Origin of the sequence: Rhodococcus sp. IEGM 1306 (assembly GCF_036541985.1) — a bacterium.
Taxonomy (GTDB): domain Bacteria; phylum Actinomycetota; class Actinomycetes; order Mycobacteriales; family Mycobacteriaceae; genus Rhodococcus_F; species Rhodococcus_F qingshengii.
The window spans coordinates 160,845-187,351 of record NZ_JAZHFF010000005.1 but is presented as its reverse complement, the minus strand read 5'-3'; the positions used below and the strand labels follow the sequence as shown (position 1 = coordinate 187,351).

The window sequence follows — 26,507 nt, the reverse complement described above, 5'->3', positions numbered from 1 at the left end:
GTCACCTTTTCGCAGCGTAGTTGCGGAATGCGTTGTTGGCGATGACCGCGAACAGCAGCATGGCGCCGAGGAAGAACTTGAACCAGTCCGGGTTCCAGCCTGCGTAGACGATGCCCTGGTTGGTCATACCGAAGATGAATGCGCCGATCGCAGCGCCGATCGCGGTTCCGTAACCACCGGTGAGCAAGCAACCGCCGATGACTGCGGCAATGATGTACAGGAACTCGTTACCGACGCCCTGTCCGGACTGAACGGTGTTGAACGAGAACAGCAGATGCATGCCGACGAACCAGGCGGCAAAACCGACGGTCATGAACAGACCGATCTTGACTGCGGTCACCGGGACACCGATCGCGCGTGCGCTGTCCTGATTGCCGCCGACCGCGAAGATCCAGTTGCCGATCTTGGTCTTGAACAAAACAAACGTGGCGATGGCGGTGAACAGCAGCCACCACACCACCGTGATCTTGACCGACACCCCGAAAACCGAGAACGACGATGCGAATACCTTTTTGGCGGAATCGAATCCGGCCATGTCGGAGACGCTGGGTGTTGCAACCTGACCACTCACCAGCTTGGTAACGGCCAGGTTGATACCGGTCAACATCAAGAACGAACTCAAGGTGATGAGGAAGCTGGGAATCTTCGTCTTCATGACGAGGTAGCCGTTGAAGAATCCGACCGCGAGCGAGACGACCAGCGCCAGAATCGCGCCCACCCACAGATTGAGGTGCAGGTTGTAGGCGATCATCGACGCGGCGAGCGAGGACGTGGTGACTGCGACGCCGGCGGAGAGGTCGAACTCGCCTCCGATCATGAGCAGGGCGACGGCACAAGCCATGATACCGATCGTAGAGCTGGAGTAGAGCACTGTCGCAAGCGCTTCCGGCGTACGGAACGGTGCCGCGACGATACAGAAGAAGATGAAGATGGCGATGGCGCCGACAAGTGAACCCATCTCCGGGCGGAGCAACAGACGCTGAATGCGCTTCTGCTCCTTCACCCGTTCATCGGTGACGACCTTGTGGGCGGCAAGGTCGAGATCTGCCTGAGTGGACATGATTTCCCTTCCGTGCTGGACAGGCGCACGGAGGGGTGGTGTCTCAGCCCTCCGTGCGCCCGGATCAGCGAGTTCCGTTCTTGGCGTACTCGGCGACCGAGTCGATGTTGGTGTTGTCGATGAACGCGGGTCCGGTCAGGGTCGGCAAGCCGCCACCGATCACGTTGCCGTTGTTGAGGTAAAGCCACAGCGAATCGATGGCGAGATAGCCCTGCAGGAAGGGTTGCTGGTCCACTGCCCACTGCACGTCACCCGATTTGATGGCGTCGACGAGCGCCGCGTTGGTGTCGAAGGTGACGACCTTCGCCTTGCTGCCCGCATTGCCGACCGACGTCACGGACGTCAAGGCAAACGGCGCACCGAGCGCGAGAACTCGATCGATTGCCGGGTCCTGTTGAAGTTTCGCGGTGATCGTCGACTCCACCGACGGCATGTCCTTGCCGTTGACGTTGAGAATCTCCGTCGTTCCCTTGAACGACTTCTTCACACCGGCACAACGTGATTCGAGGCTCACGTTGCCTTGCTCCTGAATGACGCACAGCACCTTGGTGGCGCCTTCGGTGTTGAGTCGTTCGCCGGCAGCTTCACCGGCAATCGACTCGTCCTGACCGAAGTACTCCTTGACGCCCATGTCCTTCCAGGTTTCGAGGCCCGAATTGAGGGCGACCACCGGAATGCCTGCGGCAGTAGCACTTTGGACCGCAGCAACCATGGCGTCAGGCTTCGCGAGGGTGACGGCGATCCCGTCGACCTTGCTGTCGATCGCGCTCTGAACCAGGTTCGCCTGGTTCGGCGCCTCGGGATCGGCAGAGTACCGAAGTTCGATGTTGTCCTTCGCCGCTGCGGTTTCGGCGCCCTTGCGCACCAGATCCCAGAATGTGTCACCGGGAACTTCGTGGGTGATCATCGCGATGGTGGCGCGGGGCGTGTCCGCCGTACCCGCACCCATTCCGGATCCTGAGGAATCCGGCTTTCCACCGGTACTCGAACAGGCGGCCAGACCCAAGACCACGACTGAGGCTCCGGCCAGTACGGCAACGCTCTTGCGTCCCGTGAGAAACGACATGTGAACTCCCTCTCGACATCAACCAACGGCCCGCGAACGGATGGTGCTCGGTTGTATGTGAAAGATGTAATACCCGTCACAGTCGAATGTCAATAGTTTGTTCTGACATTAGGACTGCTTATCAAAGACCGGACAAAATGGTTGGAGCCAAAACAGCTGGTCAACGCCCCGCGGGTCCAGTTGAACCTCGAACCACAAGTTGCGGCTGCACGACAATGTCCTTTCCCAATGGCCCACTTCCGCCGTCGAGACGTTCGGAGATCCGCTCGACCGCAGCGCCACCCAGAAACGCCGTGTCCTGCCCGACGCTGGTCAGATCGATGTGCGCCAAACCGGCCAATGCGCTGTTGTCGAATCCGATCACGGACACCCCGCCCGGCACCGAGATTCCGGCTCGCAGAAAGACGTCGAGAACTCCGAGTGCGCAGCGATCGTTGAAAGCGAAGACCGCCCCGGGTAGTCCCCCCTCGACCATCGACTGCGCGGCATCTGCGCCGAACTCCTCCGTGAGACCGCCCGGAAGGATCCTCGACTCCAGACCTGCCGCCCGCATGGCCTTGCGATAGCCCTGACGCCTCTCCTGAGCGCCGGGACCGCGTCCACCGTCGACGTGGACGATCGAGCGGTGCCCGAGTTCGACGAGATGATTCACGGCCATCACGGCGCCCGCCTCGTCGTCCGTGCGGACAACGTCCACATGTGCTGAGGGCATCTTCCGGGCGAGCACGACGACGGGAACCTTGGCGGCCAGGTCGACGATCTCCGATTCCGGTGCATGTGAACCCAACAGCAAGATCGCCTCGCATCGGTCGTCGAGAAGGGTACGCACGGCGCGCGAGCCAGGCCTGCGATCCGAGACGGCACTGAGGACGACGTCGTAGCGCAACCTTTCCGCCGCGTCGTAGATCTCGTCGAGCAACTCCGCGTGAAATGTCTGCGCTGCAACGTAGCTCACGCCGATCAAGCGACTGCGATGTTGACGCAACAGTCGCGCCGCGGTATCGGGTCGATAGCCGAGTTGATCAGCGGCCGCCTTGACCCGAACGCGCGTCGCATCGCTGGCACCCGGGGCGTCACGAATGACGATGGACACCAGTGCGCGTGACACACCGGCCAGGTCTGCTACGTCTTGCAAGGTGGGACGTCGACTGTTCACCTCCACAGACTAGATCGTTCCAGAAAAAATGCACCGAAACGTTGACGCGAGGAGCAACCGGCGCTTTACTGACAGCACTAGAACGATCTAGTTCCTCACTCTCACTCCGAACGGAGCCCCAATGTCTGCCTCTGTTGCAGTCGGTCTCATCGGCGCCGGATGGATCGGCCGCTTCCACGGCGAATCCGTCGCACTGCGCATCCCTGGCACACGTCTGGTCGCCGTCGCCGACCCGGTGCCCGGCGCTGCAGCGTCATTGATCGAGCGCGTCAGTCCCGACGCTCGCGCGTACACCGATGCCCTCGCGTTGATTGCCGATCCGAACGTCGAGGCGGTGCTCATCAGTACGCCCGCCCCGACACATACCGATCTCGTGGTCGCGGCTGCGGAGGCCGGCAAACATGTCTTCTGCGAGAAGCCGATGGCTTTGACACTCGCGGACGCCGATCGAGCAATCGACGCGTGCGCCACGAACAACGTGGCGCTGCAAGTCGGTTTCAATCGCCGTTTCGCCGCCGATTTCGCGGCGGCCCACGACGTGATCACCTCCGGCGGAATCGGAACCCCACAGCTACTGCGTTCCCTGACGCGTGATCCTGGCATCACTGCCGACGTCGCCGCCCGGGTCAAACCGTGGACCATCTTCAACGAGACACTGATTCACGACTTCGACGCTCTGCTCTGGCTCAACCCCGGCGCACGCGTCGTCGAGGTGTTCGCACAGGCCGATGCTCTCATCCACACGCAGTACAAGGAACAGGGTTACCTCGATACGTCGATGGTTCAGTTGCGCTTCGACAACGGCGCCCTCGCGTCGGCCGAGGCCAACTTCCAGGCCACCTACGGTTACGACGTGCGCGGCGAGGTTTTCGGTTCCGGTGGAATGGTCAGCGCAGGCGAGGTCACGCGGACCGCGATGCGCCATTACAGCTCACCGGGCATTCTGGCCGACACACCTCGGGTGAACATCGAACTGTTCCATGACGCATATGTCGCCCAGCTGGCACATTTCGCCGACTGCATCCGCTCCGGTGCTGCGCCGTCAGTCGACGGTCTCGATGCCCGCAATGCGCTGGAAATCGCCCTGGCGGCAAAAGAATCCGTGGAGACCGGACTGCCCGTTTCGCTGCTGTCGGTGCGGCGATGAGCCCCTTCGACCTGGCGGTCTCCGCCGAGATGACGTTCACCGAACTCGCCTTCGTCGAGCGTGTCCAGCGGATCTCGGAGGCGGGATTTGCAGTCGAGATCTGGAGTTGGCAAGACAAGGACCTCGATGCTCTGGTCGCCACCGGGGCTCGGTTCTCCTCGATGACCGGCTACCTCCACGGCGATTTGTTCGACGAAGCGGGCAGCGCCGAACTGGTCCGCACGGCGCAGCTGTGCCTCGCTCCAGCAGCGAAACTCGGTGTTCCCCGGCTGAACTTCCATACCGGCGAGCTGGTCGACGGACAGGCTGCGCGCCCGCAATATCGAACTACGGGAGCGATGTGGCTGACGGCCCAACGCGCTCTGGAGAAGATCGCGCAACTGGGCGAAGACGCCGGAGTCGTCTTCTGTCTCGAAAACCTCAATACGATCGTCGATCACCCCGGAGTACCGATGGCCCGCGCCAAAGACACTCTGGCACTGGTGGAATCCGTCTCACATCCAAACCTCAGGATGATGCTCGACCTCTACCACGCTCAGATCGGCGAAGGAAATCTCATCGAACTCGTGCGGCGCTGTGGTGACAACATCGGCGAGATTCAAGTGGCAGACGTTCCGGGGCGCTGTGAACCCGGCACGGGCGAGATCAACTACCCCGCTATCGCACGCGTTCTCGCCGAGCAGGGATACACCGGCACAATCGGTTTGGAGGGGTGGGCATCGGGAGACAGTGACACCGCACTCGATGCTTTCCGGAAGGCCTTCACTCTCTAGCTCTCACCCGGGAACGTGATCCCGTCGCAGCGCGCGGATCTTCCGTCACCGGTCCAGTCCACGGGGCCGCTTGCTGAGGGCTTTTTGATGGATTTCAGGGGTAGTTTCGATGGCTTCACCTTGGCAGTCTTTGAGGACCAGCTCATCGTGAACACCGCAGGAAAGGTCCCGAATGACTCCCCCACTGACCGACCACACCGTGCCGTTCGCGGGTAGGTTGCACCGAAAAGACTGCAACATCGACGCCTTCGCGGCTCTGGTCACGCACGAGACAGACCTTGCCGATTACCCGTACGCCGATTCGGTGGCCGACGGCGTTCTTCTGTACCGCTCGGACTCACTGGTCGAGCAATCGGCGAATTCTGACATCCGTGCCGAGATCCAGGACGAGATCGCCCGGGCGTTACTCACAGGCCCCGGCATCACAGTCTTTCAAGGCGCGTTCGACGCGGAGATACTGGATCGCGCCAGCGCGGTTTTTCGTGAACTCATTGCGCGCCAACACGAATCCGGCGCAGCATCCGGAGATCACTTCGCCAAGCCTGGCGCCAACGATCGGATCTGGGGTGCACAACTGAAGTTGGCGCTGGAAGATCCCCGGACCTACGTGGACTACTACGCGAACAGCATCGTCGATTTGGTTTCGGAAGCCTGGCTGGGCCCCATGTATCAGGTGACGTCGGACGTCAACGTCGTCAATCCCGGTGGCGCCGCGCAGAACCCACATCGCGACTACCACCTCGGTTTCATGTCGAGCGACGTAGCCGCGAAGTTTCGGGCGCATGTTCACCGCTTGACCCCTGCCCTCACCTTGCAAGGTGCCGTCGCCCATGTGGACATGCCGGCCGAGACGGGGCCGACGAAGTATCTGCCGTACTCTCAGCAATTCGAATCCGGATACCTCGCGTTCGAGCGTCCCGAGTTCAAGGAGTTCTTCGAAGCCAACTACGTCCAATTACCTTTGAAGAAGGGAGATGCCGCCTTCTTCAACCCTGCACTGTTCCACGCCGCCGGCCACAACAAATCCGCCGACGTCCTGCGTATGGCAAATCTTCTCCAGGTGTCGTCGGCCTTCGGTCGAGCCCTCGGAACCATCGACCGGGAAGCACTCGTCAACGCGATCTACCCGGCACTGCTTGCTCTCGGCGAGGCGGGGTCCGACGACGCAGTTCGGTGCGCCGTCGCAGCCTCTGCCGAGGGCTACGCCTTCCCGACCAATCTGGACCGAGACCAACCGATCGAGGGCCTCGCGCCTCAGACGCAGGCCGAACTCGTGACGGAGGCGGTTCGTGAGCGGATCTCACCTGATCGACTGGCAAATCTACTGAAGGCACAGTCCGAGAGACGAATGGCCTGAGGGACGGCAGCGCTGAACAGACTTGGACCGCTTAATGCCGGTCAGTCGGTACGCTCGGAGCATGGGGTGGGATTTGTTAGTGCTGTTCGCCATGGTCGGCCCGTTGGCGGTGTTCGGGTGGGCGGCTGTCCGGGCGAAGCGCCGCGGACTCGGTGGCTCGTTCGTGGGGCCGTTTCAGGAGATGTTCGATCCCGGTGCTGCGCGAGCACAGACGGTCGTCGAACAGATCGCGGAACTACCGGATCCTGCGGACTCCGGCGATCCGGACAACGACGACGATGTGCCGTACACAGTCGCCTACGAGGGTGTTCGGCTCCACATCAACCCAGGTAGGGCTCGACAGCGTGGGGGCGACGGGACCGCCAGGCGAGCCGAGTGACAGTCGGACCGGATACAACTCGAGGGAGAATTGGTTCGGTCAGGACCCGCGCAGTTGATAGGTGACACCGTTCTCCAACTCGTCCGAGCTGAAGGACTCCGGAGAGAAGTGCCCCAAGCTCACCTCGTAGTTTCTCTGGTTTGCGGGGACGGCATCAAAGTGTGCGGTGTAGGAGCAGGTGCTCGTTCCGTCGGGAAGTTGATCGATTGCCTCGACCTCGAGTGGCGACCTTGTAGATGCTGCGCCACTACCCCCGAAAATCTGAATCTGGTCGTTCGGAGCAACACGGATCATGTCGATCACGCACTCTCCGGAGCCCGCCTCGGCCTGCTCTGCCTGACCGGTCACCGTTATCGTGGCGGCAAAGGTTTTCGGCACATCGACATTGGTTGCGCAGCTTGTCAGCATCAGCGCTCCCACAGAGCCCGCCGCCGCAGCCGCAACCTGTGCTGACCTTCGCCTCATAGTCGTCAACGGTAGTGCGTCCGAGACGTCTCGGGGTCTCGGTTGTCGAAATCGAGGGGTCGCGCGCGGTTCCTCGCCGGCCGACCGAACCACGTGGACAGCTGAGTGTCCAACTCCGCCTGCGTATCCCCCAGCCACACCACATGACCATCCGGTCGAAGCAGGACAGCCGGAGCGTCCAGTTCAGCGCTGGTGTCGATGACGTGATCGACGCGGTCGTTCCAACCATCGACCGACAGTTTGCCGCCCTGGTCGAGCAGAAGTCCACGGCCGGAGCGCATCAGGTCGTACAGGTTGCCGCGCGTCAACGCGATGTCCCTCAGCCTCCGACCGAGTAGGTCGTCGCCTGCGCCGAAGTCGTAGCGAATCGAGATCGCAGTGATCTTCTCGGTCAGATAGCGCTTGACGTCTTCGAATTCCATCAACTCGGAGACCAAGCGACGGACTGCTTGCGGACCGGCCGCGGTGGAGATCAACTCTGCCTGCGCACGCGTGTTGTCCAGTACGTCGGCAGCGACCGGACGCCGTTCCGATTCGTACGTGTCGAGCAGACCATCCGGTGCCCAGCCGTTGATCTCGGCGGCAAGCTTCCAGCCGAGGTTGAAGGCATCCTGGACACCGAGATTGAGGCCTTGACCGCCCATAGGCGGGTGGATGTGGGCGGCATCGCCGGCGAGAAAGATCCGGTCACGCCGGTAGTGCTCAGCCAGACGGGTGGCGTCACCGAAGCGCGAGAGCCACCGCGGTGAGTGCACACCGAAGTCGGTGCCCGCGATGGCCAGTAGCTGTTGCTTGATGTCGTCGAGGGTGGTGGGAACCGTGCGACCGTCGGCAACTTCGGCCGCGGGTACCACGACGCGAAAAGCGCCGTTGCCGGCGGGACCGACTCCGAATCGTTTGTGCGTTTCACGGATTTCGGCGACAACGGCAGCCAGTTCATCAGCCGGCATGGTCACGTCCATTTCGCCGATCAACGTGTCGGCGCTCGACGGCTCGCCGGGAAACCCGACGTCGATCAGCTTCCGAACAGTGCTGCGGCCGCCGTCGCAGCCTACAAGGTACCGCGCGTGAAGTGTTGTGCCGTAGGACAATTCCGCTGTGGCCTTGTCGGCGTCTTGACGGATCGCGACGACGCGCTTCCCTCGCTGAATGTCCGCGCCGACTTCGGTGGCATGTTCGGCAAGAATCCTGTCGATCTCGGGCTGAGGTATGCCCAGTACGTACCCGTGCGCAGTATCGAGGTGCGCGGGTGCCGGTTTGCTGATCCCCGCGAAGAATCCACCGAGCGGATACTTGCGGCCGTGCGCGAGGAACTTGTCCAGCAACCCGCGCTGCTCCATGATTTCGATGCTGCGCACATGGATGCCGAGGGCACGGACGAACTGAGTCGGCTCCTCGTCCTTGTCCACGACGACGACATCGACGCCCTGTAGCCGGAGCTCACCTGCCAACATCAATCCAGTTGGTCCAGCACCGACAATGATGACGTCACTCATGCGATCCCCTCCTTCGGGCAAGGCATTTGCTTGCTCGCAGCAGACGAGTGTGCACCATCACCCGGGCCTTGCCGCAAGCCCCGGGTCCCGCGTTATGATGGAAGTGGCGGGAAGCCCCTCTTCATCGGCGCGCCAACACCACAGCACCTGTATCGCGTGGGAGCCGCCAACTTTCGATCACCGTCGGCACCAGCAAGATTCCGAGGACACCCAGAGTCAGCGAAAACGGTGCTCCGCCGCCGAGATCGCCCGACTCCGCCAACGGTGTGCAGAGCGTGATCACCAACGCGGACAGCGCAATACCCAGACCGGACGCCAACTCTTGCAGAGTTGCATGCAGGGTGTTGGCATCGGTCAGTTCCCCCGAGTCGACTTCGGCGAACGCCACGCTGTTGTACGCGGTGAACCCGATGGATCGCAGCGCGCCACTGACAAACAGTGCGACGGCTATGACGACGTCCGGTGTCGTCGAAGAAATCAGAGCCAGCGCACCGAAGCACACCACCGACAGAACTCCGTTTCCCACCAGAACTCGTCTGATCCCGAACCTGCGCATGAGCGGCGTGGTGAGCGGTTTGATCGCGATATTGCCCGCAAACAGGGCCATCACCAACAGACCGGCCTTGAACGCCGACATTCCAAATCCCACTTGGAACAACAGTGGCAGCACAAACGGCACACCCGTGATCACGAGCCGGTACAGCGAGCCGCTCGACGCGACGATCCGAAACGATCGGAGCCGAAGGACCCCGAGCGCAATGAGCGGGTGATCCGACCGGAGGAGGTGAATGACGGCCAAGGTCAACAAGATCAGAGACACAACGATCCCGAGGCCCACTCGAATCCAATCGGTCCCGGAACTGTGCACGCTGTCGAGTGCCACAACGAGCACGGCGACGCCTGCTCCGATCACCACCAGGCCCAGCCAGTCGAGGCTTCGTTTTTGCACTTTCCGAAGATCGGGCACCATGCGCAATGCAAGGAGAAACCCGACGATCCCGATCGGAACGTTGATCAGGAAGATCCAACGCCACGAAGCGATCGACACGACGGCTCCGCCCACAGCGGGCGCGAGGACCGGCGCTGTGAGCGCCGGCCACGTCAGGTATGCGATAGCCCGTACGAGTTCCGCCTTCGATGTCACTCGCAATACCGCGAGCCGCCCTACCGGCACCATCATGGCGCCGCCTACCCCTTGAAGTGCGCGCATTCCCACCAGCATCGGCAGGGACGTGCTCAGTGCACATCCCACCGACGCCACCGTGAAAACGGCTATGGCAGAGATGAAGACACGTCGCGTTCCGAACCTGTCGGCCATCCATCCGCTCGCCGGGATCAGGACGGCCAACACCAGGAGATACGAAGAAACGGCGATATTGACGTCGACGGCGTCAACTCCGAAGGAATGGGCTATCGACGGCAGCGCCGTCGTGAGAATCGTCGCGTCGAGCATCTCCATGAACAGTGCTGCTGCCACCAGCAACGCCAGTCCGCGGGGAAATGTCACTGCACCAGAGCCTTTCGGGGAAATTCTCGATCAGCCGAGAGAAATCCAGCCACCGGAGGAGACCGAGGCGACCATCGCGTCCAGAGCCTGCGCGGACGCGACGGCATCAGCGACAGTCGCGCCCTGCGGCGCTGCGCCCACGATCGAGGAGACGAAATTGCGAGCCTCGATGACCTTCAGGTCGTCATAACCCATGGCGTTGGCCGCGCCGGGCTGGAAGCGGCCGAACTCTCCCGATTCGGGGCCGACCAACACCGTCGTGACGTATTGGTCCTGGTACTTCGAGCCGAGACTGGTGCCCAGTTCACCCATCCGGCGGTAATCCCAGAACACGGCCCCCTTCGTGCCGTGAATCTCGAATCCGTAGTTGTTCTGCTCTCCCACGGCGACGCGACACGCTTCGAGGGTGCAGCGGCCACCCGAACCGAGCCGCAGCAGTGCGCTGACGAAGTCTTCGTTCTCGACAGCTCCCATCTCCCCACCGCTGGCCCGGGCATGCCCACTGGTCGCGGCGGATGGACGCGCGCGCTCCGGAATGAAGATCGCAGTATCCGCAACGAGAGCGTCGATGTCGCCGAGGAGATGCCTGATCAGATCGATACCGTGCGAAGCCAAGTCGCCCAGGACGCCCGCGCCGCCGCGCTCACGCTCGTATCGCCAACTCAAAGCACCTTCGGGATGTGCCGCGTAGTCACTCAGGAAGCGAAAACGCGAATGCGTGATCGTGCCCAACTCCCCCGAGTCGATCAGGGTTTTTGCCAGGGCGACTGCCGGCGCATTTCGATAGTTGAAACCGACGGTCGACTGCACACCGGCCTTCGAGACAGCTGCTGCAACAGCTTTCGCATCATCCGTCGACAATCCGACGGGCTTTTCGATCCAGATGTGTTTGCCGGCCTCTGCCATTGCGATGCCGATGTCACGGTGCAAGAAGTTCGGGGCCGTGATGCTCACCGCGTCGATGGTCGGATCGGCCGCGATGTCACGCCAATCCTGGGTGAAAGCCTCGAAACCGAATTGGTCCGCCGCTTCCTGCCCTCGGCCTGGCACCTCGTCGGCGACGGCGGCCAGGCGGATCACGGGGAGCTGGGGATAGTGCTGCCGCAGACGCAGATACGCCTGCGTGTGGACGCGGCCCATCCATCCGAATCCGGCAACTGCTACTGAAATGCCTGTCATGAGGCTCCGTTCGGGTCAAATGATCGAAGGATCGCAGAAATGTCGGGACCACAAATCACCCCCACTGACTCGGTCAGGCGGGTACTCGTGTCACCGGGATCGAGATCTAGCGGTCGACCACGGTGGTGTCGAAGTAGTAACGCGACGCTCGGTAGCAGTGGCTGCCGTACTCGACGGCACTACCTGAATCGTCAAATGCAGTGCGGCTCATGGTCAAGAGGGCAGCACCCACTTTCTCGTCGAGCAATCCTGCTTCTTCGCGAGTCGCCGCCCGAGCGCCGATTCGCTGCCGTGCCACACGGATGTGAACGCCGCGAGTTCGCAAGGTTTGGTAGAGCCCCTGCGTCTCCAACTCCTCGGGATCGGGTGCGATGTCCACCGGAATGTAATTGGTCATCACTGCAAGCGGTTCGCCGTTGGTGCTTCGCAGACGCCTGATGGTGGCCACTTCGGCGTCGGGTTCCAGGTTGAGTTCCGCGGCAACGTCCTCGGCGGGAACTCCCACCGTGAACTCGAGCAGCTTGGTCGTCGGCGCCTGGCCTGCCCTCGCGAGGTCGTCGAACAGGCTGGTGAGCTCGACCGGGCGGTGCACCGGACTCTGCACCACCTGAGTTCCGACTCCCCGCTTACGAACTAGTAGGCCCTTGTCCACCAGTTCCTGGATCGCGCGTCGCGTGGTCGGACGCGAGAGATTGAGCCGTTTGGCCAACGCCAGTTCGTTCTCGAAGCGATCACCTGGGGCAAGTTCGCCACCGAGAATAGCTCCCTCGATTGCCTGGGCCAGCTGAAAATACAGTGGCACCGGGCTCGAGCGGTCCAACTCGACGGCGAGTGCTGCGACCACGGTCAACTCCGATCTGTCTTGGGAAGGCGCCGTATCGACGCTACTTCTCTCGGCAGTGTATGCGAACACTAACATTCACTTGACCGCAAGTCATAATGTCCAGACAAACTATTGACAATCGCTGTGTCGCGGCGCACAGTTTCAGTCATACATCGGTGCCCTGCGTGGGCAGCCCACCACGAACTCTCGGGAGTCAGTCTTGACAAGCATCAACACTCACCAGAGCGGGTCACACATCCCTGACGCACCATTCGACGTGCTTGCCATCGGCCGATCGGGGGTGGACATCTACCCACTTCAGACCGGTGTCGGACTCGAAGACGTCGAGACGTTCGGCAAATTCCTCGGCGGCAGCGCCGCCAATGTGTCGGTAGCGGCCGCCCGCCTCGGACGACGAGCAGCGTTGATCTCCGGGGTAGGAAACGATCCCTTCGGAAAGTTCGTCACACGCGAGTTGGCACGTCTGGGTGTCGACAACAGGTTTGTCGTCACCAATTCCGAGTACCCGACACCCGTGACGTTCTGCGAGATCTTCCCCCCTGACGACTTCCCGCTGTACTTCTACCGCAAGCCGCATGCGCCCGATCTTCGGATCACCCCGCAAGACATCGACCTCGACGCCGTTCGAACAGCATCGCTCTACTGGTCGACGGTGACTGGGCTGTCCGAAGAACCGAGTTGCAGCGCACACTTCGCCGCCTGGGAAGCCCGTGAACGCCGCCCGCTGACGGTTCTCGATCTCGACTACCGCCCGATGTTCTGGTCGACGCCCCAGGAAGCGACCGCTCAGGTGCAGCGAGCCCTCGCACACGTGACGGTAGCCGTGGGAAACCGTGAAGAGTGCGAGATCGCGGTCGGTGAGACCAACCCCAACAAGGCCGCCGATGCGCTTCTCGACCTCGGAGTCGAACTCGCCATCGTCAAGCAGGGCCCCAAGGGTGTACTCGGCAAAACGCGAAAGCAGTCGATCACTGTGCCGCCCAACGCCGTCGACGTGGTCAACGGGTTGGGCGCGGGCGACAGCTTCGGCGGATCACTCTGCCACGGACTGTTGGCCGGGTGGCCGCTGGAGAAGACACTGCGCTACGCCAACGCGGCCGGTGCGATAGTCGCATCTCGGCTCGAATGCTCCACGGCGATGCCGACCGCCGAAGAAGTCCACGACCTCGCCGAAGCCACAGCCACGGAGGCAGTCAATGTCTGACAAGCTCGCCGCCCGCCCCCTCGCCACCACCTACGCCGACGTGACGGAACTGCGTGCGAGCGATCCGCAGATCATCGAAAAGGCCTGGGCTGCACGAACTCCTCGCGCCACTGTTCGAGGCAACGGCCGGCTCATGATCGTCGCTGCCGATCATCCGGCGCGTGGGGCACTGTCTGTCGGCGGCAAGCCGACAGCGATGAACAGTCGTACCGATCTGCTGGACCGCTTGCGCACTGCTCTCGACAATCCCGGAGTCGACGGCGTTCTCGGTACCGCGGATATTCTCGACGATCTGCTCCTCCTCGGCGCCCTCGAGGACAAGGTCGTCTTCTCGTCGATGAATCGCGGCGGCCTGGCGGGCGCGAGCTTCGAACTCGACGACCGCATGACCGGATACACCGCGGCCGGCACCGCAAAGTTCGGCATGAACGGCGGAAAGATGCTGCTGCGCATCGCCCTCGACGACGCAGGCACCCTGCCCACGATGACGGCATGTGCCGAAGCCGTGGACGAACTGGCCGCAGCCGGACTGATCGCGATGCTCGAGCCGTTCCTCTCCAGCCGCGTCAACGGCAAGGTCGTCAACGATCTCAGCCCCGACGCCGTCATCAAATCAATCCACATCTCCCAAGGCCTCGGCTCCACCTCGGCGTACACGTGGATGAAACTGCCGGTAGTCGACGAGATGGAACGGGTCATGGATGCGACCACCCTGCCGACGCTCCTCTTGGGCGGCGATCCGCAGATCGCGCCGGAAGAGACGTATGCGAAGTGGGACGCTGCCCTTCAGCTGCCGTCCGTGCGCGGATTGATAGTCGGGCGCGCGCTGCTCTACCCACCCGACGGCGACGTGACGGCTGCCGTCGACACCGCCGTCAAGCTCGTCCACTAGAACCGACCTGGCAGGAGCAAGATGTTCAGCAAGTACTACGTCCCCGCCGGCTCTTCCGCCGACGGTGATTTCACGACAGTGGTCACACCGGAGTCCGCCGGGTGGACCGAATCCAGCTTGTGGACACTCGAACTCGCCCCTGGCGCTGACGTCCACCTGCAGTCCGGTGAGAACGAGATAATCGTCGTTCCACTGGCGGGTTCAGCCGTGGTTGTTGCCGAGGGGACGGAGATTCCCCTGACCGGCCGCGCATCGGTTTTCGACGGTCCCAGCGATTTCGCGTACGTCGGTCGCGACGCCGACTACTCGGTCAGCAGCACGGGCGGAGGCCGCTTCGCCCTGTGCGGAGCGCGCGCCGGCGCCAAGCTTCCCCATCGATACGGTCCCGCGTCCGGAGTCACGGTCGAACTTCGCGGCGCCGGAAACTGCAGCCGACAGGTTCACAACTTCGCCACCGCAGACACTTTCGAGGCAGACTCCATCATCGCGTGTGAGGTCATCACCCCCGGCGGGAACTGGTCGTCCTATCCCAGCCACAAGCACGACGAGAACAGCGACGTCGAATCGGCTCTGGAAGAGATCTACTACTTCGAGATCGACCGAAGCCCCACCGGCACCGAGGGGTTCGGCTACCACCGCGTGTACGGAACCGCCGAGCGACCAATCGAGGTGCTCGAGGAAGTTCGCTCCGGCGACGTCGTCCTCGTACCGTACGGCTATCACGGCCCGTCCATCGCAGCGCCGGGCCACCACATGTACTACCTCAACGTCATGGCAGGTTCGGGCGAGATCCGGGCGTGGAACATCTGTGACGATCCGCAACACACCTGGCTGCGTGGAAGCTGGGATCACCAGGACATCGACCCTCGACTGCCGTTGCAGTCCCACAACTGACGGAAGTGAAAGCTGTGGCACCCACCGACAACGCAACCGGCAATCGTCTACCTCGCGACGAGCCGACCGTACACCTCACCGTTTCTCAAGCTGTCGTACGCTTCCTTGCCAACCAGTACACCGAACGCGACGGCCAGCGCACCAAACTGTTTGCCGGATGCTTCGGGATCTTCGGGCACGGCAACGTCGCCGGGTTGGGGCAGGCACTTCTGCAGGCCGAGATCCAAGATCTCGACGCCGGCCGTGAGCCGACGCTCCCCTACGTGCTCGGCCGCAACGAACAGGCGATGGTGCACTCGGCGGTCGCCCACGCCCGCATGAAGGACCGCCTGCAGACGTGGGCGGTCTCGTCCAGCGTCGGCCCGGGCGCCACCAACATGATCACCGGCGCTGCCCTGGCCACCATCAATCGTCTCCCTGTATTACTTCTGCCCGCAGACACTTTCGCGACCCGAGCCAGTGCCCCGGTCTTGCAGGAACTCGAACTCCCGTCGAGCGGTGACGTCACAGTCAACGACGCTTTCAAACCGGTCTCACGATACTTCGATCGAGTATGGCGCCCGGAACAGTTGCCGAGCGCTCTACTGGCCGGCATGCGAGTTCTCACCGACCCCGTCGAAACCGGCGCAGTCACCATCGCCATCCCGCAGGACGTACAGGCCGAGGCTTTCGACTGGCCAGAGTCGTTCTTCGCCGAACGAGTCTGGCACGTGGCCCGCCCGCTCCCCGAGCGATCGGTGATCGAACGCGCCGCCGCGATCATCCGTTCGGCTCGCAAGCCGCTGATCGTCGCCGGCGGCGGCGTGATCTACAGCCAGGCCACCGCCTCACTGGCAGCGTTCTGCGCGCAGACCGGAATCCCCGTGGGGCAGAGCCAGGCCGGCAAGGGTTCATTGGTCTACGACCATCCACAATCCGTCGGAGCGGTGGGGTCCACTGGCACCACCGCTGCAAACGCTCTGGCCACCGATGCGGACGTTGTCATCGGAATCGGTACGCGGTACAGCGATTTCACGAGCGCGTCCCGCACCGCCTTCACCAATCCCGACGTTCGCTTCGTCAACATCAACGTTGCGTCTCTCGACTCGGTGAAGCAGGGCGGTGTCAGTGTTGTCGCCGACGCTCGTGAGGCACTCGACGCTCTGGCGATCGCACTGAACGACTACCGGGTGGAGGACGAGTACGCGGCCAGGATCGGTGAACTCGCCCGCAATTGGGATGCGATCGTCGAATCCGTCTACAACCCAGCCGAACCCGCGGCTGACGGCTCACTGAATCAGAATCAGGTCATCGGCCTGGTCAACACGTTGTCCGATGCACGTGACGTCGTGGTGTGCGCTGCCGGGTCCATGCCGGGTGACCTCCACAAGCTGTGGCGAACCCGTGATGCCAAGGGGTATCACGTCGAATACGGCTACTCCTGCATGGGATACGAAGTTGCCGGTGGTCTGGGCGTCCGGATGGCGTGCCCCGATCGCGACGTATTCGTGATGGTCGGCGACGGTTCCTATCTGATGATGGCCACCGAATTGGTCACCGCCGTGCAGGAACGCCTCAAAGTCATCGTCGTCCTGGTGCAGAACCACGGATTCGCCTCCATCGGTTCACTGTCCGAGTCGCTCGGTTCCCAGCGCTTCGGCACGCAGTATCGCTACCGCTCGAATGACGGACGGCTCGACGGAGGGGTGCTCCCGGTCGATCTGGCCGCGAACGCCGCCAGCCTCGGAGTCGACGTCATCCGCGCCAACACCGCTGCCGAGTTCGCCGATGCGATCAAGGTCGCGAAAGCCAGTGAAACCAGCACTGTCATCCACGTCGAAACCGATCCGCTGATCGGCGCCCCCGACAGCGAATCCTGGTGGGATGTACCGGTATCGGCCACCTCCGAACTGGAATCGACCAAGAATGCCCGGACAACCTACGAGTCCTGGAAGAAGATTCAGCGACCGTACCTCCGTCCATCCGACTGACCACACCCCAGACTTTGCCCGCGAAAGGAATCTAGACATGAGCGCGATTCGCGTCGGATCAGCCCCCGACTCCTGGGGTGTGTGGTTTCCGGACGACCCTCAGCAGACCCCGTACACGCGATTCCTCGACGAGGTGTCCGCGTCGGGATACGAATGGATCGAACTCGGTCCGTTCGGATACCTTCCGACCGATCCAGCCAAGCTGACTGACGAACTCGGAGCACGCGGCCTCAAGCTTTCGGCCGGTACCGTTTTCGAACACCTGCACCAGGACGATTCCTGGGATGCCGTCTGGAATCAGATCAAGGACGTCGCCAAGTTGACCGCAGCCGTCGGCGGCAAGCACGTAGTGGTCATCCCCGAGATGTGGCGCGATCCTTCCACCGGAGCGGTACTCGAAGATCGAAATCTGACTCCCGAGCAGTGGCGCAAGAAGACCGACGGCATGAATGCTCTCGGCAAGGCAATGCTCGAGGAGTACGGCGTCATGGCGCAGTACCACCCTCATGCCGACAGCCATGTCGACATCGAGGACAACGTCTACAAGTTCCTCGAAGGTACCGACGAGCGTTTCGTGAACCTGTGCCTCGATACCGGCCACATCAGCTACTGCGGCGGCGACAACCTCGCCATCATCAACAAGCATCCGGAGCGCATCGGGTACCTGCACCTCAAGCAGGTGGATCCGGCGATTGTCGCCAAGGTGGAGGCGGAGGACCTGCCGTTCGGCGAAGCCGTCAAACTCGGCGCGATGATCGAACCACCGCGCGGAATCCCGGACATGCCGCCGCTTCTGGAGGCCATCGAGAAGCTCGGCATCGACGTGTTCGCGATCGTCGAGCAGGACATGTACCCCTGCCATCCCGACACACCGCTGCCCATCGCACAGCGCACTCAGAAGTACCTGTCCACCTGTGGCGTCCCCGCCGTCCGTTTCAGCTGAGCAACACAATCGAGGAGTACCACCGCATGTCTGACAACCAGGATCTTCGGATCGCAGTGCTCGGCGTCGGCATCATGGGGGCCGATCACGTCGACCGCATCACCAACAAGATCGGCGGTGCCAGAGTCACCGTCGTCAACGACTACTCGCTGGCACGCGCCGAGGAAATCGCAGCCCTGACGCCGGGGTCACGCGTCGTCGTCGATCCGTTCGATGCCATCGCAGCCGAGGACGTCGACGCCGTTGTTCTCGCAACCCCGGGTCCAACTCATGAGAAGCAGGTACTCGCCTGTCTCGAAGCAGGCAAGCCGGTGCTCTGCGAGAAGCCGCTGACCACCGACGCGGACAGTTCGCTGGCGATCGTCAAAGCCGAAGCAGCGCTGGGAAAGAAACTGATCCAGGTCGGTTTCATGCGCCGGTTCGATCACGAATACACCCAGCTCAAGGATTTGATCGACAGCGGCGATCTCGGTCGCCCTCTCGTTGTGCACTGCGCGCACCGCAATCCTGCAGTTCCGAACGGCTTCGACAGCGCGATGATCGTCAAGGACTCACTCGTCCACGAGGTCGACGTGACGCGATTCCTGCTCGACGAAGAGATCACCTCGGTGCAGATCATTCGGCCGTCTGTGAATTCGCTTGCACCCGAGGGCATTCAAGACCCACAGATCGCGATCTTCGAGACCGAATCCGGTAGGCACGTCGACGCCGAGGTGTTTGTCACCACCGGAGTCGCCTACGAGGTGCGCACCGAAGTTGTCGGCGAACTCGGCAGCGCGATGATCGGACTCGACGTGGGCCTGATCCGAAAGACGAAGCCCGGCAACTGGGGTGGACAGATCACCCCCGGATTCCGCGAACGCTTCGGGCAGGCATACGACACCGAGTTCGCACGATGGATCAAAGCAGTGAAGATCGGTGCCGGCACCGGCAACTACGTCGACGGACCTGGCGCCTGGGACGGGTACGCCGCAGCCGCTGTCTGCGCCGCTGGTGTGAAGTCTCTGGAGACGGGTCAGCGCGTCGCCGTGGACATGGTTGCGCGCGACTCTGTGGCCGGAACTCAGCGATGAAGGTCGCACTCGATCCCACACCTTTCCATCACGATTACTCACTGCTGGAGCTTCCCCGAGTTGTTGCCGATCTCGGGTACGAGTACCTGCAACTCACACCGCACGTCGACATGATCCCGTTCTTCAATCACCCGAAGGCCGACGACGCGCTCGTCGCCGAGTTCCGGAAGGCTTGCGCGAGTGCGGGAGTCGGCATCGCGTCGGTGCTCCCGGTCCTTCGGTGGTCCGGTCCGGACGAAGACGCTCGGGAAGCAGCAGTGCGTTACTGGAAGCGGGCCATCCAGATCACGGTCGATCTCGGTGTCAACGTCATGAACACCGAATTCTCCGGCCGCCCCGAAAAGGCCGAAGAGTCCGAGCGTGCGTTCTATCGTTCGATGGAGGAACTGGTTCCGATCATCGAACGCGAGGGAATCGACGTCCTGATCGACCCCCACCCGGACGATTTTGTCGAAGACGGACTAGCCGCGATCCGCACGATCCGTGGTGTGAACTCCAAGAACCTCGGCATGGTGATCGTGGCGTGCCACCAATTCCACATGGGTGGGGACCTTCCCGCCATCATGGAGGCCGCCGGCGACATGGTCCGACTCGTTCACGTGGCGGACACCATGGATCATCACCGTTCCCACGGACTGCGCTACATCACCAACCCGCCAGGCAATGCCGTTCGAGTGCATCAGCATCTCAAAATCGGTGACGGAGACGTCAACTGGGACGAATTCTTCGGCGGTCTCGGCAAACTCGGCTTCTACGAACGTGAGAACACCGTGATGGTGTCGAGCGTCTTCGCCGAGAACGAAAACGCGCACGAGGTTTCCCGGTACCAGCGCGAGACGATGAACGACTACGTCGCCAAGTACACCTCCCCGAACTCCTGAGTCACCAGACCACTAGGAAATACCATGACCAGCACTGATACTCGCGTCATCGCGCACTGGCTGGACGGCAAGCCGTTCGCCGGAACGTCCGAGGACACCGCCACCGTCACCAACCCCGCCACCGGACAGATCACCGGCCGACTGGCCCTGGCGAACCTCGAGGACGCCCGCGCTGTCATCGACGCGACTGCGGCGGCCTTCCCCGCCTGGCGTGACACCTCACTGGCCCGGCGCACACAGGTACTGTTCAGCTTCCGCGAACTCCTCAATGCTCGCAAAGGTGAACTCGCCGAGATCATCACAGCCGAGCACGGCAAGGTTCTCTCCGACGCCCTCGGCGAAATCAGCCGCGGGCAGGAAGTTGTCGAATTCGCTTGCGGAATACCGCATCTCCTCAAGGGCGGATACACCGAGAATGCATCGACCAAGGTCGACGTCTACTCCATCCGCCAACCCCTCGGCCCCGTCGGCATCATCTCGCCCTTCAACTTTCCCGCGATGGTCCCCATGTGGTTCTTCCCGGTCGCCATCGCCGCCGGGAACACCGTGATTCTCAAGCCCTCGGAGAAGGACCCCACCGCGGCGATCTGGCTCGCCGAACTCTGGGCCGAAGCCGGTCTGCCCCCCGGCGTCTTCAACGTCCTCCAAGGTGACAAGCTCGCCGTCGACGAACTTCTGGAAAACAAAGCAGTCAAAGCGATTTCGTTTGTCGGATCCACCCCCATCGCCCAGTACGTCTATGCCACCGGCACCGCCAACGGCAAACGCGTGCAAGCACTCGGCGGCGCCAAGAACCACGCCATCGTTCTGCCGGACGCCGACCTCGACCTCGCCGCCGACGCAATGGTCAACGCGGGATTCGGCTCCGCGGGCGAACGATGCATGGCGATCTCCGCCCTGGTCGCAGTCGGCGACATCGCCGACGAACTGGTTGCCAAGATCGTCGAACGCACCACTCCCCTCGTCACCGGTGACGGCACCAAGAACTCCGACATGGGTCCGCTCGTCACCAAGGCCCATCGCGACAAAGTCGCGTCCTATGTCGATGCCGGCGAGAAGGACGGTGCCACGATCGTGGTCGACGGACGCACAGTTCAGGCCGATGGTGGACCGGACGGCTTCTGGCTCGGGCCCACCCTCATCGACCACGTCACCACCGACATGTCGATCTACACCGACGAAATCTTCGGACCTGTCCTCTCCGTCGTGCGTGTCGATACCTACGACCAAGCCCTCGAACTGATCAACAACAACCCGTACGGAAACGGCACCGCCATCTTCACCAACGACGGCGGCGCTGCCCGACGCTTCCAGAACGAGGTGGAGGTCGGAATGATCGGCATCAACGTCCCCATCCCGGTTCCCATGGCCTACTACAGCTTCGGCGGCTGGAAGAACAGCCTCTTCGGTGACACCCACGCTCACGGGACAGAAGGTGTTCATTTCTTCACGCGAGGTAAAGCCGTCACCAGTCGCTGGCTCGACCCCAGCCACGGCGGAATCAACCTCGGATTCCCCGAGAACAGTTAGCCGGCAAGACATCTGTGGCCGAGGCTCTCGAAGAGTCTCGGCCACAGATGTTTTCGAGAGGTCTACGTGACCGTGGGGTGGTACGTCAGTACTTGAACTCCGGATTCGTACCGACGATCGTCCTTCAACTCGAGGACGATCTTGTCGGCCGATTCGGGGAACACTCTCCCGCCGGACCCGAGAATGACCGGGAAGACCATCAGACGAAGCTCGTCGACCAGACCGGCCAGCAACAACGCGTGGACGAGCGTCCGACTTCCCGCGACCAGGATTTCGCCGTCGATCTGCTCCTTCAGCTTCGGAACGGCTTCCTCGATGGGACCGTCGAGTGCCGTCGAGTTGTTCCATTCGAGCGGTTCGGTCGAACTCGTGACGACGTACTTGGGCATCTCGTTCATCTTGTCCGCAAAGCCTTGGTCGTCTTCGCGCTCGGGCCAGGCACCGGCGAAGCTCTCATAGGTCCGCCGCCCGAGTAGAAGGACGTCCGCGGCGAGGGTTTCGTCGAGTTTGAACTTCATCTGATCGCCCTCCTGGTACGGAAAGACCCATCCAGTGTGCGCATAACCCGGTTCGCCACCGGGAGCTTCCATCACCATGTCCAAAGACACGAATTCTGTCACCACGATCTTGCCCATACCGATCCCCTGTCGTCAGTGCGTGTGCGCCATTCGAGTAGCCGACTACCCCACTGTTACAGACTCTGCGTGGTGGTGGAACTCATCGGCGGCGATCTCCGATTGTCACCACATAAAGACGTCAGCACACAACCCAGGCACCGTTCTCCTTGATCAACGTGATGTCTTCGCGCATCATCTCGGACGGATCCTCGGTGCTGTAATGGCGAGTGTTGGCTGTCGCCGAATCCCCGTTCACGACGATGTTCTCCACTCCGTCCAGCCTCAGACTGGCAAGTGCGTCGTCGAACGGCGACTCTTCGACTCGCGGACTCTCGCTGCGCATCGAACTGCATTGAGTGCTGTCCACTGCCTCCCAGTCCCTTTCGGCCATGAATTCGAAACTCTGACCGACGACCGCAGAGATTTGGCTCTCGGCCGACGGTTCCGAATCGCCGGAACATCCGACGACAGCGGTCAATGCTCCAACGAGCGTCATTGCCGCGAGCGTCTGGCGTCCACGCGTGCCTGCGAAGTTCATCCGTCCACTATGACCGATGTACAAACCGAATCGCCTGTTTTCGATCCCTCTGCTTGCGTGGCGATTCGGACGTTCCCTCACGTTCGCATACCCTCGTATATCGATGATGTGGCGTCGAAAGTGTGCAGTGGCAGTTGCCGGAACAGTGCTCTCAGGGAGCATTGCGTTTACCGGTGTCGTAGGGACCTCGGGAGTGGCCGGCGCCCAACCGGCCCCGCCGCCGCCCACCACCACCGAAGCGCCGTTCACAACACCCAACACCGACAGCTGCCCTTTCACGAGTAGCCCGGCACCGGCGATCGATCTCTCCGAAGCACCCGCGCCCGGATCTACGGCCCCGACTGCTGTCCCGATTCCGGAAAGCCCTGTCGGTGGAGACAAGCTCGGCGAGTGTGGCGTCGTACTTCCTGACGGCGCTCCCCCGCTCCCAGCCGACATCGCGGCATCCGGATGGGTACTCGCGGACGCCGAAACCGGCGAGGTTCTCGCCGCCAAAGATCCGCACGGTCGCTACCGCCCGGCCAGCACCATCAAGATGCTGTTGGCTCTCGTCGCGCTCGACGAACTCGATCTCGACACCGAAATCACCGCAACGGCCGAAGACGCGGACGCTGAAGGTAGCGCTGTCGGCATCGGAAAGGGCGGCAAGTACACCAACCGGCAACTGATGCAGGGTCTGGTCATGGCGTCGGGAAACGATGCCGCGCATGCTCTTGCCCGCCAACTCGGCGGTGACGCTGCAGCCGTGTCGAAAATGAACGCGCTCGCGGCCGAACTCGGCGCCCTCGACACTCGCACGGCAACTCCATCCGGACTCGACGGCCCGGGGATGAGCAGCTCGCCGTACGACCTGGCCGTGATTTTCCATACCGCCCTGCAGAATCCGACGTTTGCCGGTCTGATCCATACCGAGACCGTCGAATTTCCCGGCTTCCCCAAGGATCCGACGATTCCCGACGATCAGGACCGCCCCGGATTCACTCTCGCCAACGACAATCAGCTGCTCTACAACTACGACGGCGCATTGGGCGGCAAGACCGGCTTCACCGACGACGCCCGCCACACGTATGTGGGTGGCGCGGAGCGTAACGGCCGGAAACTACTGGTGACATTGATGGGCGGCGAAGCCAAGCCGATCCGTCCGTGGGAACAAGCTGCCCGTCTACTCGACTACGGATATGCACTCCCCGCGAGCACAACCGTCGGCTCGTTGACGGACCGATCCACCGACGATGCCTCGCCCGATGTCACTCGCACACCGTCTGCCGCTGCACCAGGCTCGATCTCGGCTGCACCCACCGCTAACGACGCCGAATCCGACACCACTGACCGCATACTCATCGGTGCGGTCGGCGGAGTAGTGGTGATCGCGCTGGTGGCGGGAGCCGTTGCCCTGAACCGTCGGAGGCGCTAGCGCGGCCGACGACGCATGAAGCCCGAAAGACCCAGGCCGGCAACCGCACCCGTGGCGATCAGCGCAGCCACGCGAGACGGTGAAGCACCGTCACTGACTACGATTCGCGGCGAGATCACTGCGGGATCGGGCGGCGGAACGAACGCCAGGGCCATACTTTCCTTGGTCGTCGCCGCCCACGCCGTGCAGAACAGCAGCATCCGCGACGCCGTGAACACGAACACGAGCAAACCGATGATCGGACCGAATGCCACGCCCGCTGGTCCATTCGTAACGGCCGCGAGGTAGATCGCACCTACCTGCTTGAAGATCTCGAACACGACCGCGGCGATAAGCGCTGCCTGCGCAGCGCTACGCAGCGTGACAGGCTCGCGCGGCAGCCGGGCGATCACCCACAGGAACACCGCCCACGTCGCCAGGAGTGAGAGCAACAGTGAAACGACTCTGAGCCCCACGCCGACACCGGTGATGTTCTCGAGGTTGAGCCATTTCACGATCTGAGTCGCAACCGGCCCACTGCTCAGCGCCGACATTCCCAGTGAGACGACCATGGCGAGAGCCAGACCGACGAGGGCCCCTGCGTCACCCAGTTTGGTACGTACGAAACCCTTCGGCTCGCGCTTGCTCTCCCACATCGCCGTCAGCGCGTCGCGAACATTTGCCATCCAACCGAGACCCGCGTACGCGGCACCCAGGAGACCGAAGATTCCGACGCTCGCGCGCGAGTCGATGGCCGAATCGATCAGCGTGTTGATGGTGTCACCCAAGCTGCCCGGAATGCTCTTGGTGATCTGCTCCTGAATCGACTCCAGGTACTCGGGATGCCCGGCCAATACGAAACCGGCCACTGCAAACGCGACCATCATGATCGGAATCAACGCGAGAACGCTGAAGTACGTGATACCAGCAGCGTAATAGTCGCCTTTTTGCTCTTGAAACCGTCCGGCCGCGCGAACCAGATGATCGAGCCAGGGTCGCGCTGCCCGTTGCTTCTCGAGGAAGCTCGGTGCGTCGTCGTCCGTGTCAGCCATTGCCGTCCCCCTCATGTTCGGTCAGGCGTCGTGAGTCCGAATTCGCGTAAGTCAGCCCTTCGGTGCCAGGAATCCGACCTTGTCATAGACAGCGGCGAGAGTGCGTGAAGACACCTCACGGGCGCGGTGCGCTCCGGCCGCGATGATGCGATCCAGCTCTGCCTCGTCGGCGAGGTAACCGTCGACCTTCGCCTTGAGCGGGGTGACGAACTCGGTCAGCACGTCAGCGGTATCGGTCTTGAGGTCGCCGTACCCCTTGCCCTCGTAACCGGCCACCAGAGTCTCGATCGGTACTCCCGAGAGAGCCGACTGAATGGTGAGCAGGTTGCTGACGCCCGGCTTGGCCTGCGGGTCGAAACGAATCTCGCGCTCGTTGTCGGTGACGGCCGACTTGATCTTCTTCGCCGACACCTTCGGATCGTCGAGCAGATTGATCAGTCCGGCCGCACTGGCAGCGGACTTGCTCATCTTCGCGGTTGGATCCTGCAGGTCGTAGATCTTTGCCGTGCCCTTGATGATCTGCGGCTCGGGAACGACGAACGCCTTGCCGTAGCGGGTGTTGAACCGGCCGGCCAGATCGCGTGCGAGTTCGAGGTGCTGACGCTGATCCTCACCCACGGGGACTCGCTGCGGGCGGTACAGAAGTATGTCCGCGGCCATCAGAACCGGATACGTGAACAAGCCGACACTGGCGTTGTCGCTGCCTTGCTTGGCGGACTTGTCCTTGAACTGCGTCATACGGCTGGCTTCACCGAAACCGGTGATGCAGTTCAGGACCCACGCCAACTGTGCGTGCTCGGGAACCTGACTCTGCACGAACAGCGTCGCCCGATCCGGATCGATCCCCACCGCAAGGAGCTGAGCGACCGCAACCTTGGTGCGACGACGCAATTCCTTGGGGTCCTGCGTCACCGTGATGGCGTGAAGATCCGGAATGAAGTAGAAAGCGTCGAAATCGTCCTGCAACGGAACCCACTGCTGCAGCGCACCCAGGTAGTTGCCGAGGTGGAAAGAATCCGACGTCGGCTGGATTCCGGAAAGCACGCGAGGCTTTGCGGTGGGCTTCTGTTCTGCAGGGGTCGACATGGTTC

25 protein-coding genes are annotated in these 26,507 nt (G+C 62.3%); 13 read left to right on the top strand and 12 right to left on the bottom strand.

The genetic code is table 11. The annotated features are described in order from the left end of the window. Nucleotide 1: 1 nt before the first annotated feature. From V3587_RS16320 to V3587_RS16310, 3 genes are all read right to left on the bottom strand, one after another. On the bottom strand, nucleotides 2-1,060 hold the full coding sequence (locus V3587_RS16320) for an ABC transporter permease (RefSeq protein WP_003940759.1): 1,059 nt from the start codon (nucleotides 1,058-1,060) through the stop codon (nucleotides 2-4). A gap of 64 nt (nucleotides 1,061-1,124) precedes the next feature. Then, nucleotides 1,125-2,126 carry a substrate-binding domain-containing protein gene (locus V3587_RS16315; RefSeq protein WP_007727338.1) on the bottom strand — a complete coding sequence of 334 codons (1,002 nt, stop codon included), beginning with the start codon at nucleotides 2,124-2,126 and terminating at the stop codon, nucleotides 1,125-1,127. Between the two features lie 160 nt (nucleotides 2,127-2,286). Then, the gene (locus tag V3587_RS16310) at nucleotides 2,287-3,288 is read right to left on the bottom strand and encodes a LacI family DNA-binding transcriptional regulator (RefSeq protein ID WP_283376964.1); all 1,002 of its coding nucleotides are present in this window, start codon (nucleotides 3,286-3,288) and stop codon (nucleotides 2,287-2,289) included. A 115-nt stretch (nucleotides 3,289-3,403) separates the two neighbouring features. Between V3587_RS16310 and V3587_RS16305 the strand changes: the two genes are divergently transcribed. From V3587_RS16305 to V3587_RS16290, 4 genes are all read left to right on the top strand, one after another. Then, nucleotides 3,404-4,429, top strand: a complete 1,026-nt coding sequence (locus tag V3587_RS16305; protein WP_283376963.1) for a Gfo/Idh/MocA family oxidoreductase — start codon at nucleotides 3,404-3,406, stop codon at nucleotides 4,427-4,429. Further along, nucleotides 4,426-5,202 (top strand): TIM barrel protein, encoded by a 777-nt coding sequence (locus tag V3587_RS16300; RefSeq protein ID WP_283376962.1) that lies wholly within the window; start codon nucleotides 4,426-4,428, stop codon nucleotides 5,200-5,202. The genes V3587_RS16305 and V3587_RS16300 overlap by 4 nt, the downstream gene beginning before the upstream one ends. 172 nt (nucleotides 5,203-5,374) lie before the next feature. Beyond that, nucleotides 5,375-6,559, top strand: coding sequence for a phytanoyl-CoA dioxygenase family protein (locus V3587_RS16295; RefSeq protein ID WP_283376961.1), 1,185 nt, complete (start codon nucleotides 5,375-5,377; stop codon nucleotides 6,557-6,559). A 61-nt stretch (nucleotides 6,560-6,620) separates the two neighbouring features. After that, on the top strand, nucleotides 6,621-6,938 hold the full coding sequence (locus V3587_RS16290) for a hypothetical protein (protein ID WP_234036784.1): 318 nt from the start codon (nucleotides 6,621-6,623) through the stop codon (nucleotides 6,936-6,938). Nucleotides 6,939-6,977: 39 nt separating this feature from the next. Here the strand turns inward: V3587_RS16290 and V3587_RS16285 are convergent, their stop codons facing one another. From V3587_RS16285 to V3587_RS16265, 5 genes are all read right to left on the bottom strand, one after another. Then, on the bottom strand, nucleotides 6,978-7,403 hold the full coding sequence (locus tag V3587_RS16285; protein WP_283376960.1) for a hypothetical protein: 426 nt from the start codon (nucleotides 7,401-7,403) through the stop codon (nucleotides 6,978-6,980). Nucleotides 7,404-7,408: 5 nt separating this feature from the next. Beyond that, nucleotides 7,409-8,899, bottom strand: coding sequence for a rifampin monooxygenase Iri (gene iri / locus V3587_RS16280; RefSeq protein WP_283376959.1), 1,491 nt, complete (start codon nucleotides 8,897-8,899; stop codon nucleotides 7,409-7,411). A 121-nt stretch (nucleotides 8,900-9,020) separates the two neighbouring features. After that, nucleotides 9,021-10,406, bottom strand: a complete 1,386-nt coding sequence (locus tag V3587_RS16275; RefSeq protein ID WP_283376958.1) for an MFS transporter — start codon at nucleotides 10,404-10,406, stop codon at nucleotides 9,021-9,023. 30 nt (nucleotides 10,407-10,436) lie between these two features. Beyond that, entirely contained in the window at nucleotides 10,437-11,585 is a 1,149-nt protein-coding gene (locus V3587_RS16270) for a Gfo/Idh/MocA family protein (RefSeq protein WP_283376957.1), read from the bottom strand. A gap of 106 nt (nucleotides 11,586-11,691) precedes the next feature. Next, the gene (locus V3587_RS16265; RefSeq protein WP_003941006.1) at nucleotides 11,692-12,429 is read right to left on the bottom strand and encodes a GntR family transcriptional regulator; all 738 of its coding nucleotides are present in this window, start codon (nucleotides 12,427-12,429) and stop codon (nucleotides 11,692-11,694) included. A gap of 199 nt (nucleotides 12,430-12,628) precedes the next feature. Between V3587_RS16265 and iolC the strand changes: the two genes are divergently transcribed. The 8 genes from iolC to V3587_RS16225 are packed head-to-tail and all read left to right on the top strand — an operon-like array spanning nucleotide 12,629 to nucleotide 21,816. Further along, nucleotides 12,629-13,633 (top strand): 5-dehydro-2-deoxygluconokinase, encoded by a 1,005-nt coding sequence (gene iolC / locus V3587_RS16260; RefSeq protein ID WP_283376956.1) that lies wholly within the window; start codon nucleotides 12,629-12,631, stop codon nucleotides 13,631-13,633. After that, nucleotides 13,626-14,525: a Cgl0159 family (beta/alpha)8-fold protein gene (locus V3587_RS16255; RefSeq protein ID WP_020969139.1), complete on the top strand. Its 900-nt coding sequence runs from the start codon at nucleotides 13,626-13,628 to the stop codon at nucleotides 14,523-14,525. Before iolC ends, V3587_RS16255 begins: the two co-directional genes overlap by 8 nt. A 21-nt stretch (nucleotides 14,526-14,546) precedes the next feature. Beyond that, on the top strand, nucleotides 14,547-15,419 hold the full coding sequence (iolB, locus tag V3587_RS16250) for a 5-deoxy-glucuronate isomerase (RefSeq protein WP_283376955.1): 873 nt from the start codon (nucleotides 14,547-14,549) through the stop codon (nucleotides 15,417-15,419). A gap of 14 nt (nucleotides 15,420-15,433) precedes the next feature. Continuing rightward, the gene (gene iolD, locus V3587_RS16245) at nucleotides 15,434-17,389 is read left to right on the top strand and encodes a 3D-(3,5/4)-trihydroxycyclohexane-1,2-dione acylhydrolase (decyclizing) (protein ID WP_283376954.1); all 1,956 of its coding nucleotides are present in this window, start codon (nucleotides 15,434-15,436) and stop codon (nucleotides 17,387-17,389) included. A gap of 37 nt (nucleotides 17,390-17,426) precedes the next feature. After that, nucleotides 17,427-18,332 carry a sugar phosphate isomerase/epimerase family protein gene (locus tag V3587_RS16240; protein ID WP_095969268.1) on the top strand — a complete coding sequence of 302 codons (906 nt, stop codon included), beginning with the start codon at nucleotides 17,427-17,429 and terminating at the stop codon, nucleotides 18,330-18,332. A 26-nt stretch (nucleotides 18,333-18,358) separates the two neighbouring features. Then, nucleotides 18,359-19,405, top strand: a complete 1,047-nt coding sequence (locus V3587_RS16235; RefSeq protein ID WP_283376953.1) for a Gfo/Idh/MocA family protein — start codon at nucleotides 18,359-18,361, stop codon at nucleotides 19,403-19,405. Beyond that, nucleotides 19,402-20,286 carry a sugar phosphate isomerase/epimerase family protein gene (locus V3587_RS16230; protein ID WP_283376952.1) on the top strand — a complete coding sequence of 295 codons (885 nt, stop codon included), beginning with the start codon at nucleotides 19,402-19,404 and terminating at the stop codon, nucleotides 20,284-20,286. Before V3587_RS16235 ends, V3587_RS16230 begins: the two co-directional genes overlap by 4 nt. A 24-nt stretch (nucleotides 20,287-20,310) precedes the next feature. Continuing rightward, nucleotides 20,311-21,816, top strand: coding sequence for a CoA-acylating methylmalonate-semialdehyde dehydrogenase (locus V3587_RS16225; RefSeq protein ID WP_283376951.1), 1,506 nt, complete (start codon nucleotides 20,311-20,313; stop codon nucleotides 21,814-21,816). 62 nt (nucleotides 21,817-21,878) lie between these two features. Here V3587_RS16225 and V3587_RS16220 read toward each other — a convergent pair whose 3' ends face one another. Beyond that, nucleotides 21,879-22,451, bottom strand: coding sequence for a dihydrofolate reductase family protein (locus tag V3587_RS16220; protein ID WP_007727376.1), 573 nt, complete (start codon nucleotides 22,449-22,451; stop codon nucleotides 21,879-21,881). 121 nt (nucleotides 22,452-22,572) lie between these two features. Beyond that, a complete protein-coding gene (locus V3587_RS16215; RefSeq protein ID WP_021343646.1) occupies nucleotides 22,573-22,971 on the bottom strand; it encodes an Rv0361 family membrane protein in 399 nt (132 codons plus the stop codon). 103 nt (nucleotides 22,972-23,074) lie between these two features. Between V3587_RS16215 and V3587_RS16210 the strand changes: the two genes are divergently transcribed. Continuing rightward, nucleotides 23,075-24,385: a D-alanyl-D-alanine carboxypeptidase family protein gene (locus tag V3587_RS16210; protein ID WP_283376950.1), complete on the top strand. Its 1,311-nt coding sequence runs from the start codon at nucleotides 23,075-23,077 to the stop codon at nucleotides 24,383-24,385. On the opposite strand, the gene yhjD is transcribed toward V3587_RS16210, so the two are convergent. Continuing rightward, complete coding sequence (yhjD, locus tag V3587_RS16205; RefSeq protein ID WP_003940821.1) at nucleotides 24,382-25,416, bottom strand: inner membrane protein YhjD; 1,035 nt, start codon at nucleotides 25,414-25,416, stop codon at nucleotides 24,382-24,384. The two genes, V3587_RS16210 and yhjD, sit on opposite strands and share 4 nt — an antisense overlap. Before the next feature lie 51 nt (nucleotides 25,417-25,467). Further along, nucleotides 25,468-26,502, bottom strand: a complete 1,035-nt coding sequence (gene trpS, locus V3587_RS16200; RefSeq protein ID WP_003941025.1) for a tryptophan--tRNA ligase — start codon at nucleotides 26,500-26,502, stop codon at nucleotides 25,468-25,470. Nucleotides 26,503-26,507 lie beyond the last annotated feature (5 nt).

Coding starts and splice junctions, on each gene's coding strand:
- V3587_RS16320 (WP_003940759.1), bottom strand. CDS start 1,060: ATGTCCACTCAGGCAGATCTCGACCTTGCCGCCCACAAGGTCGTCACC.
- V3587_RS16315 (WP_007727338.1), bottom strand. CDS start 2,126: ATGTCGTTTCTCACGGGACGCAAGAGCGTTGCCGTACTGGCCGGAGCC.
- V3587_RS16305 (WP_283376963.1), top strand. CDS start 3,404: ATGTCTGCCTCTGTTGCAGTCGGTCTCATCGGCGCCGGATGGATCGGC.
- V3587_RS16300 (WP_283376962.1), top strand. CDS start 4,426: ATGAGCCCCTTCGACCTGGCGGTCTCCGCCGAGATGACGTTCACCGAA.
- V3587_RS16295 (WP_283376961.1), top strand. CDS start 5,375: ATGACTCCCCCACTGACCGACCACACCGTGCCGTTCGCGGGTAGGTTG.
- V3587_RS16290 (WP_234036784.1), top strand. CDS start 6,621: ATGGGGTGGGATTTGTTAGTGCTGTTCGCCATGGTCGGCCCGTTGGCG.
- V3587_RS16285 (WP_283376960.1), bottom strand. CDS start 7,403: ATGAGGCGAAGGTCAGCACAGGTTGCGGCTGCGGCGGCGGGCTCTGTG.
- iri (WP_283376959.1), bottom strand. CDS start 8,899: ATGAGTGACGTCATCATTGTCGGTGCTGGACCAACTGGATTGATGTTG.
- V3587_RS16270 (WP_283376957.1), bottom strand. CDS start 11,585: ATGACAGGCATTTCAGTAGCAGTTGCCGGATTCGGATGGATGGGCCGC.
- V3587_RS16255 (WP_020969139.1), top strand. CDS start 13,626: ATGTCTGACAAGCTCGCCGCCCGCCCCCTCGCCACCACCTACGCCGAC.
- iolB (WP_283376955.1), top strand. CDS start 14,547: ATGTTCAGCAAGTACTACGTCCCCGCCGGCTCTTCCGCCGACGGTGAT.
- V3587_RS16240 (WP_095969268.1), top strand. CDS start 17,427: ATGAGCGCGATTCGCGTCGGATCAGCCCCCGACTCCTGGGGTGTGTGG.
- V3587_RS16235 (WP_283376953.1), top strand. CDS start 18,359: ATGTCTGACAACCAGGATCTTCGGATCGCAGTGCTCGGCGTCGGCATC.
- V3587_RS16230 (WP_283376952.1), top strand. CDS start 19,402: ATGAAGGTCGCACTCGATCCCACACCTTTCCATCACGATTACTCACTG.
- V3587_RS16225 (WP_283376951.1), top strand. CDS start 20,311: ATGACCAGCACTGATACTCGCGTCATCGCGCACTGGCTGGACGGCAAG.
- V3587_RS16220 (WP_007727376.1), bottom strand. CDS start 22,451: ATGGGCAAGATCGTGGTGACAGAATTCGTGTCTTTGGACATGGTGATG.
- V3587_RS16215 (WP_021343646.1), bottom strand. CDS start 22,971: ATGAACTTCGCAGGCACGCGTGGACGCCAGACGCTCGCGGCAATGACG.
- V3587_RS16210 (WP_283376950.1), top strand. CDS start 23,075: ATGATGTGGCGTCGAAAGTGTGCAGTGGCAGTTGCCGGAACAGTGCTC.
- yhjD (WP_003940821.1), bottom strand. CDS start 25,416: ATGGCTGACACGGACGACGACGCACCGAGCTTCCTCGAGAAGCAACGG.
- trpS (WP_003941025.1), bottom strand. CDS start 26,502: ATGTCGACCCCTGCAGAACAGAAGCCCACCGCAAAGCCTCGCGTGCTT.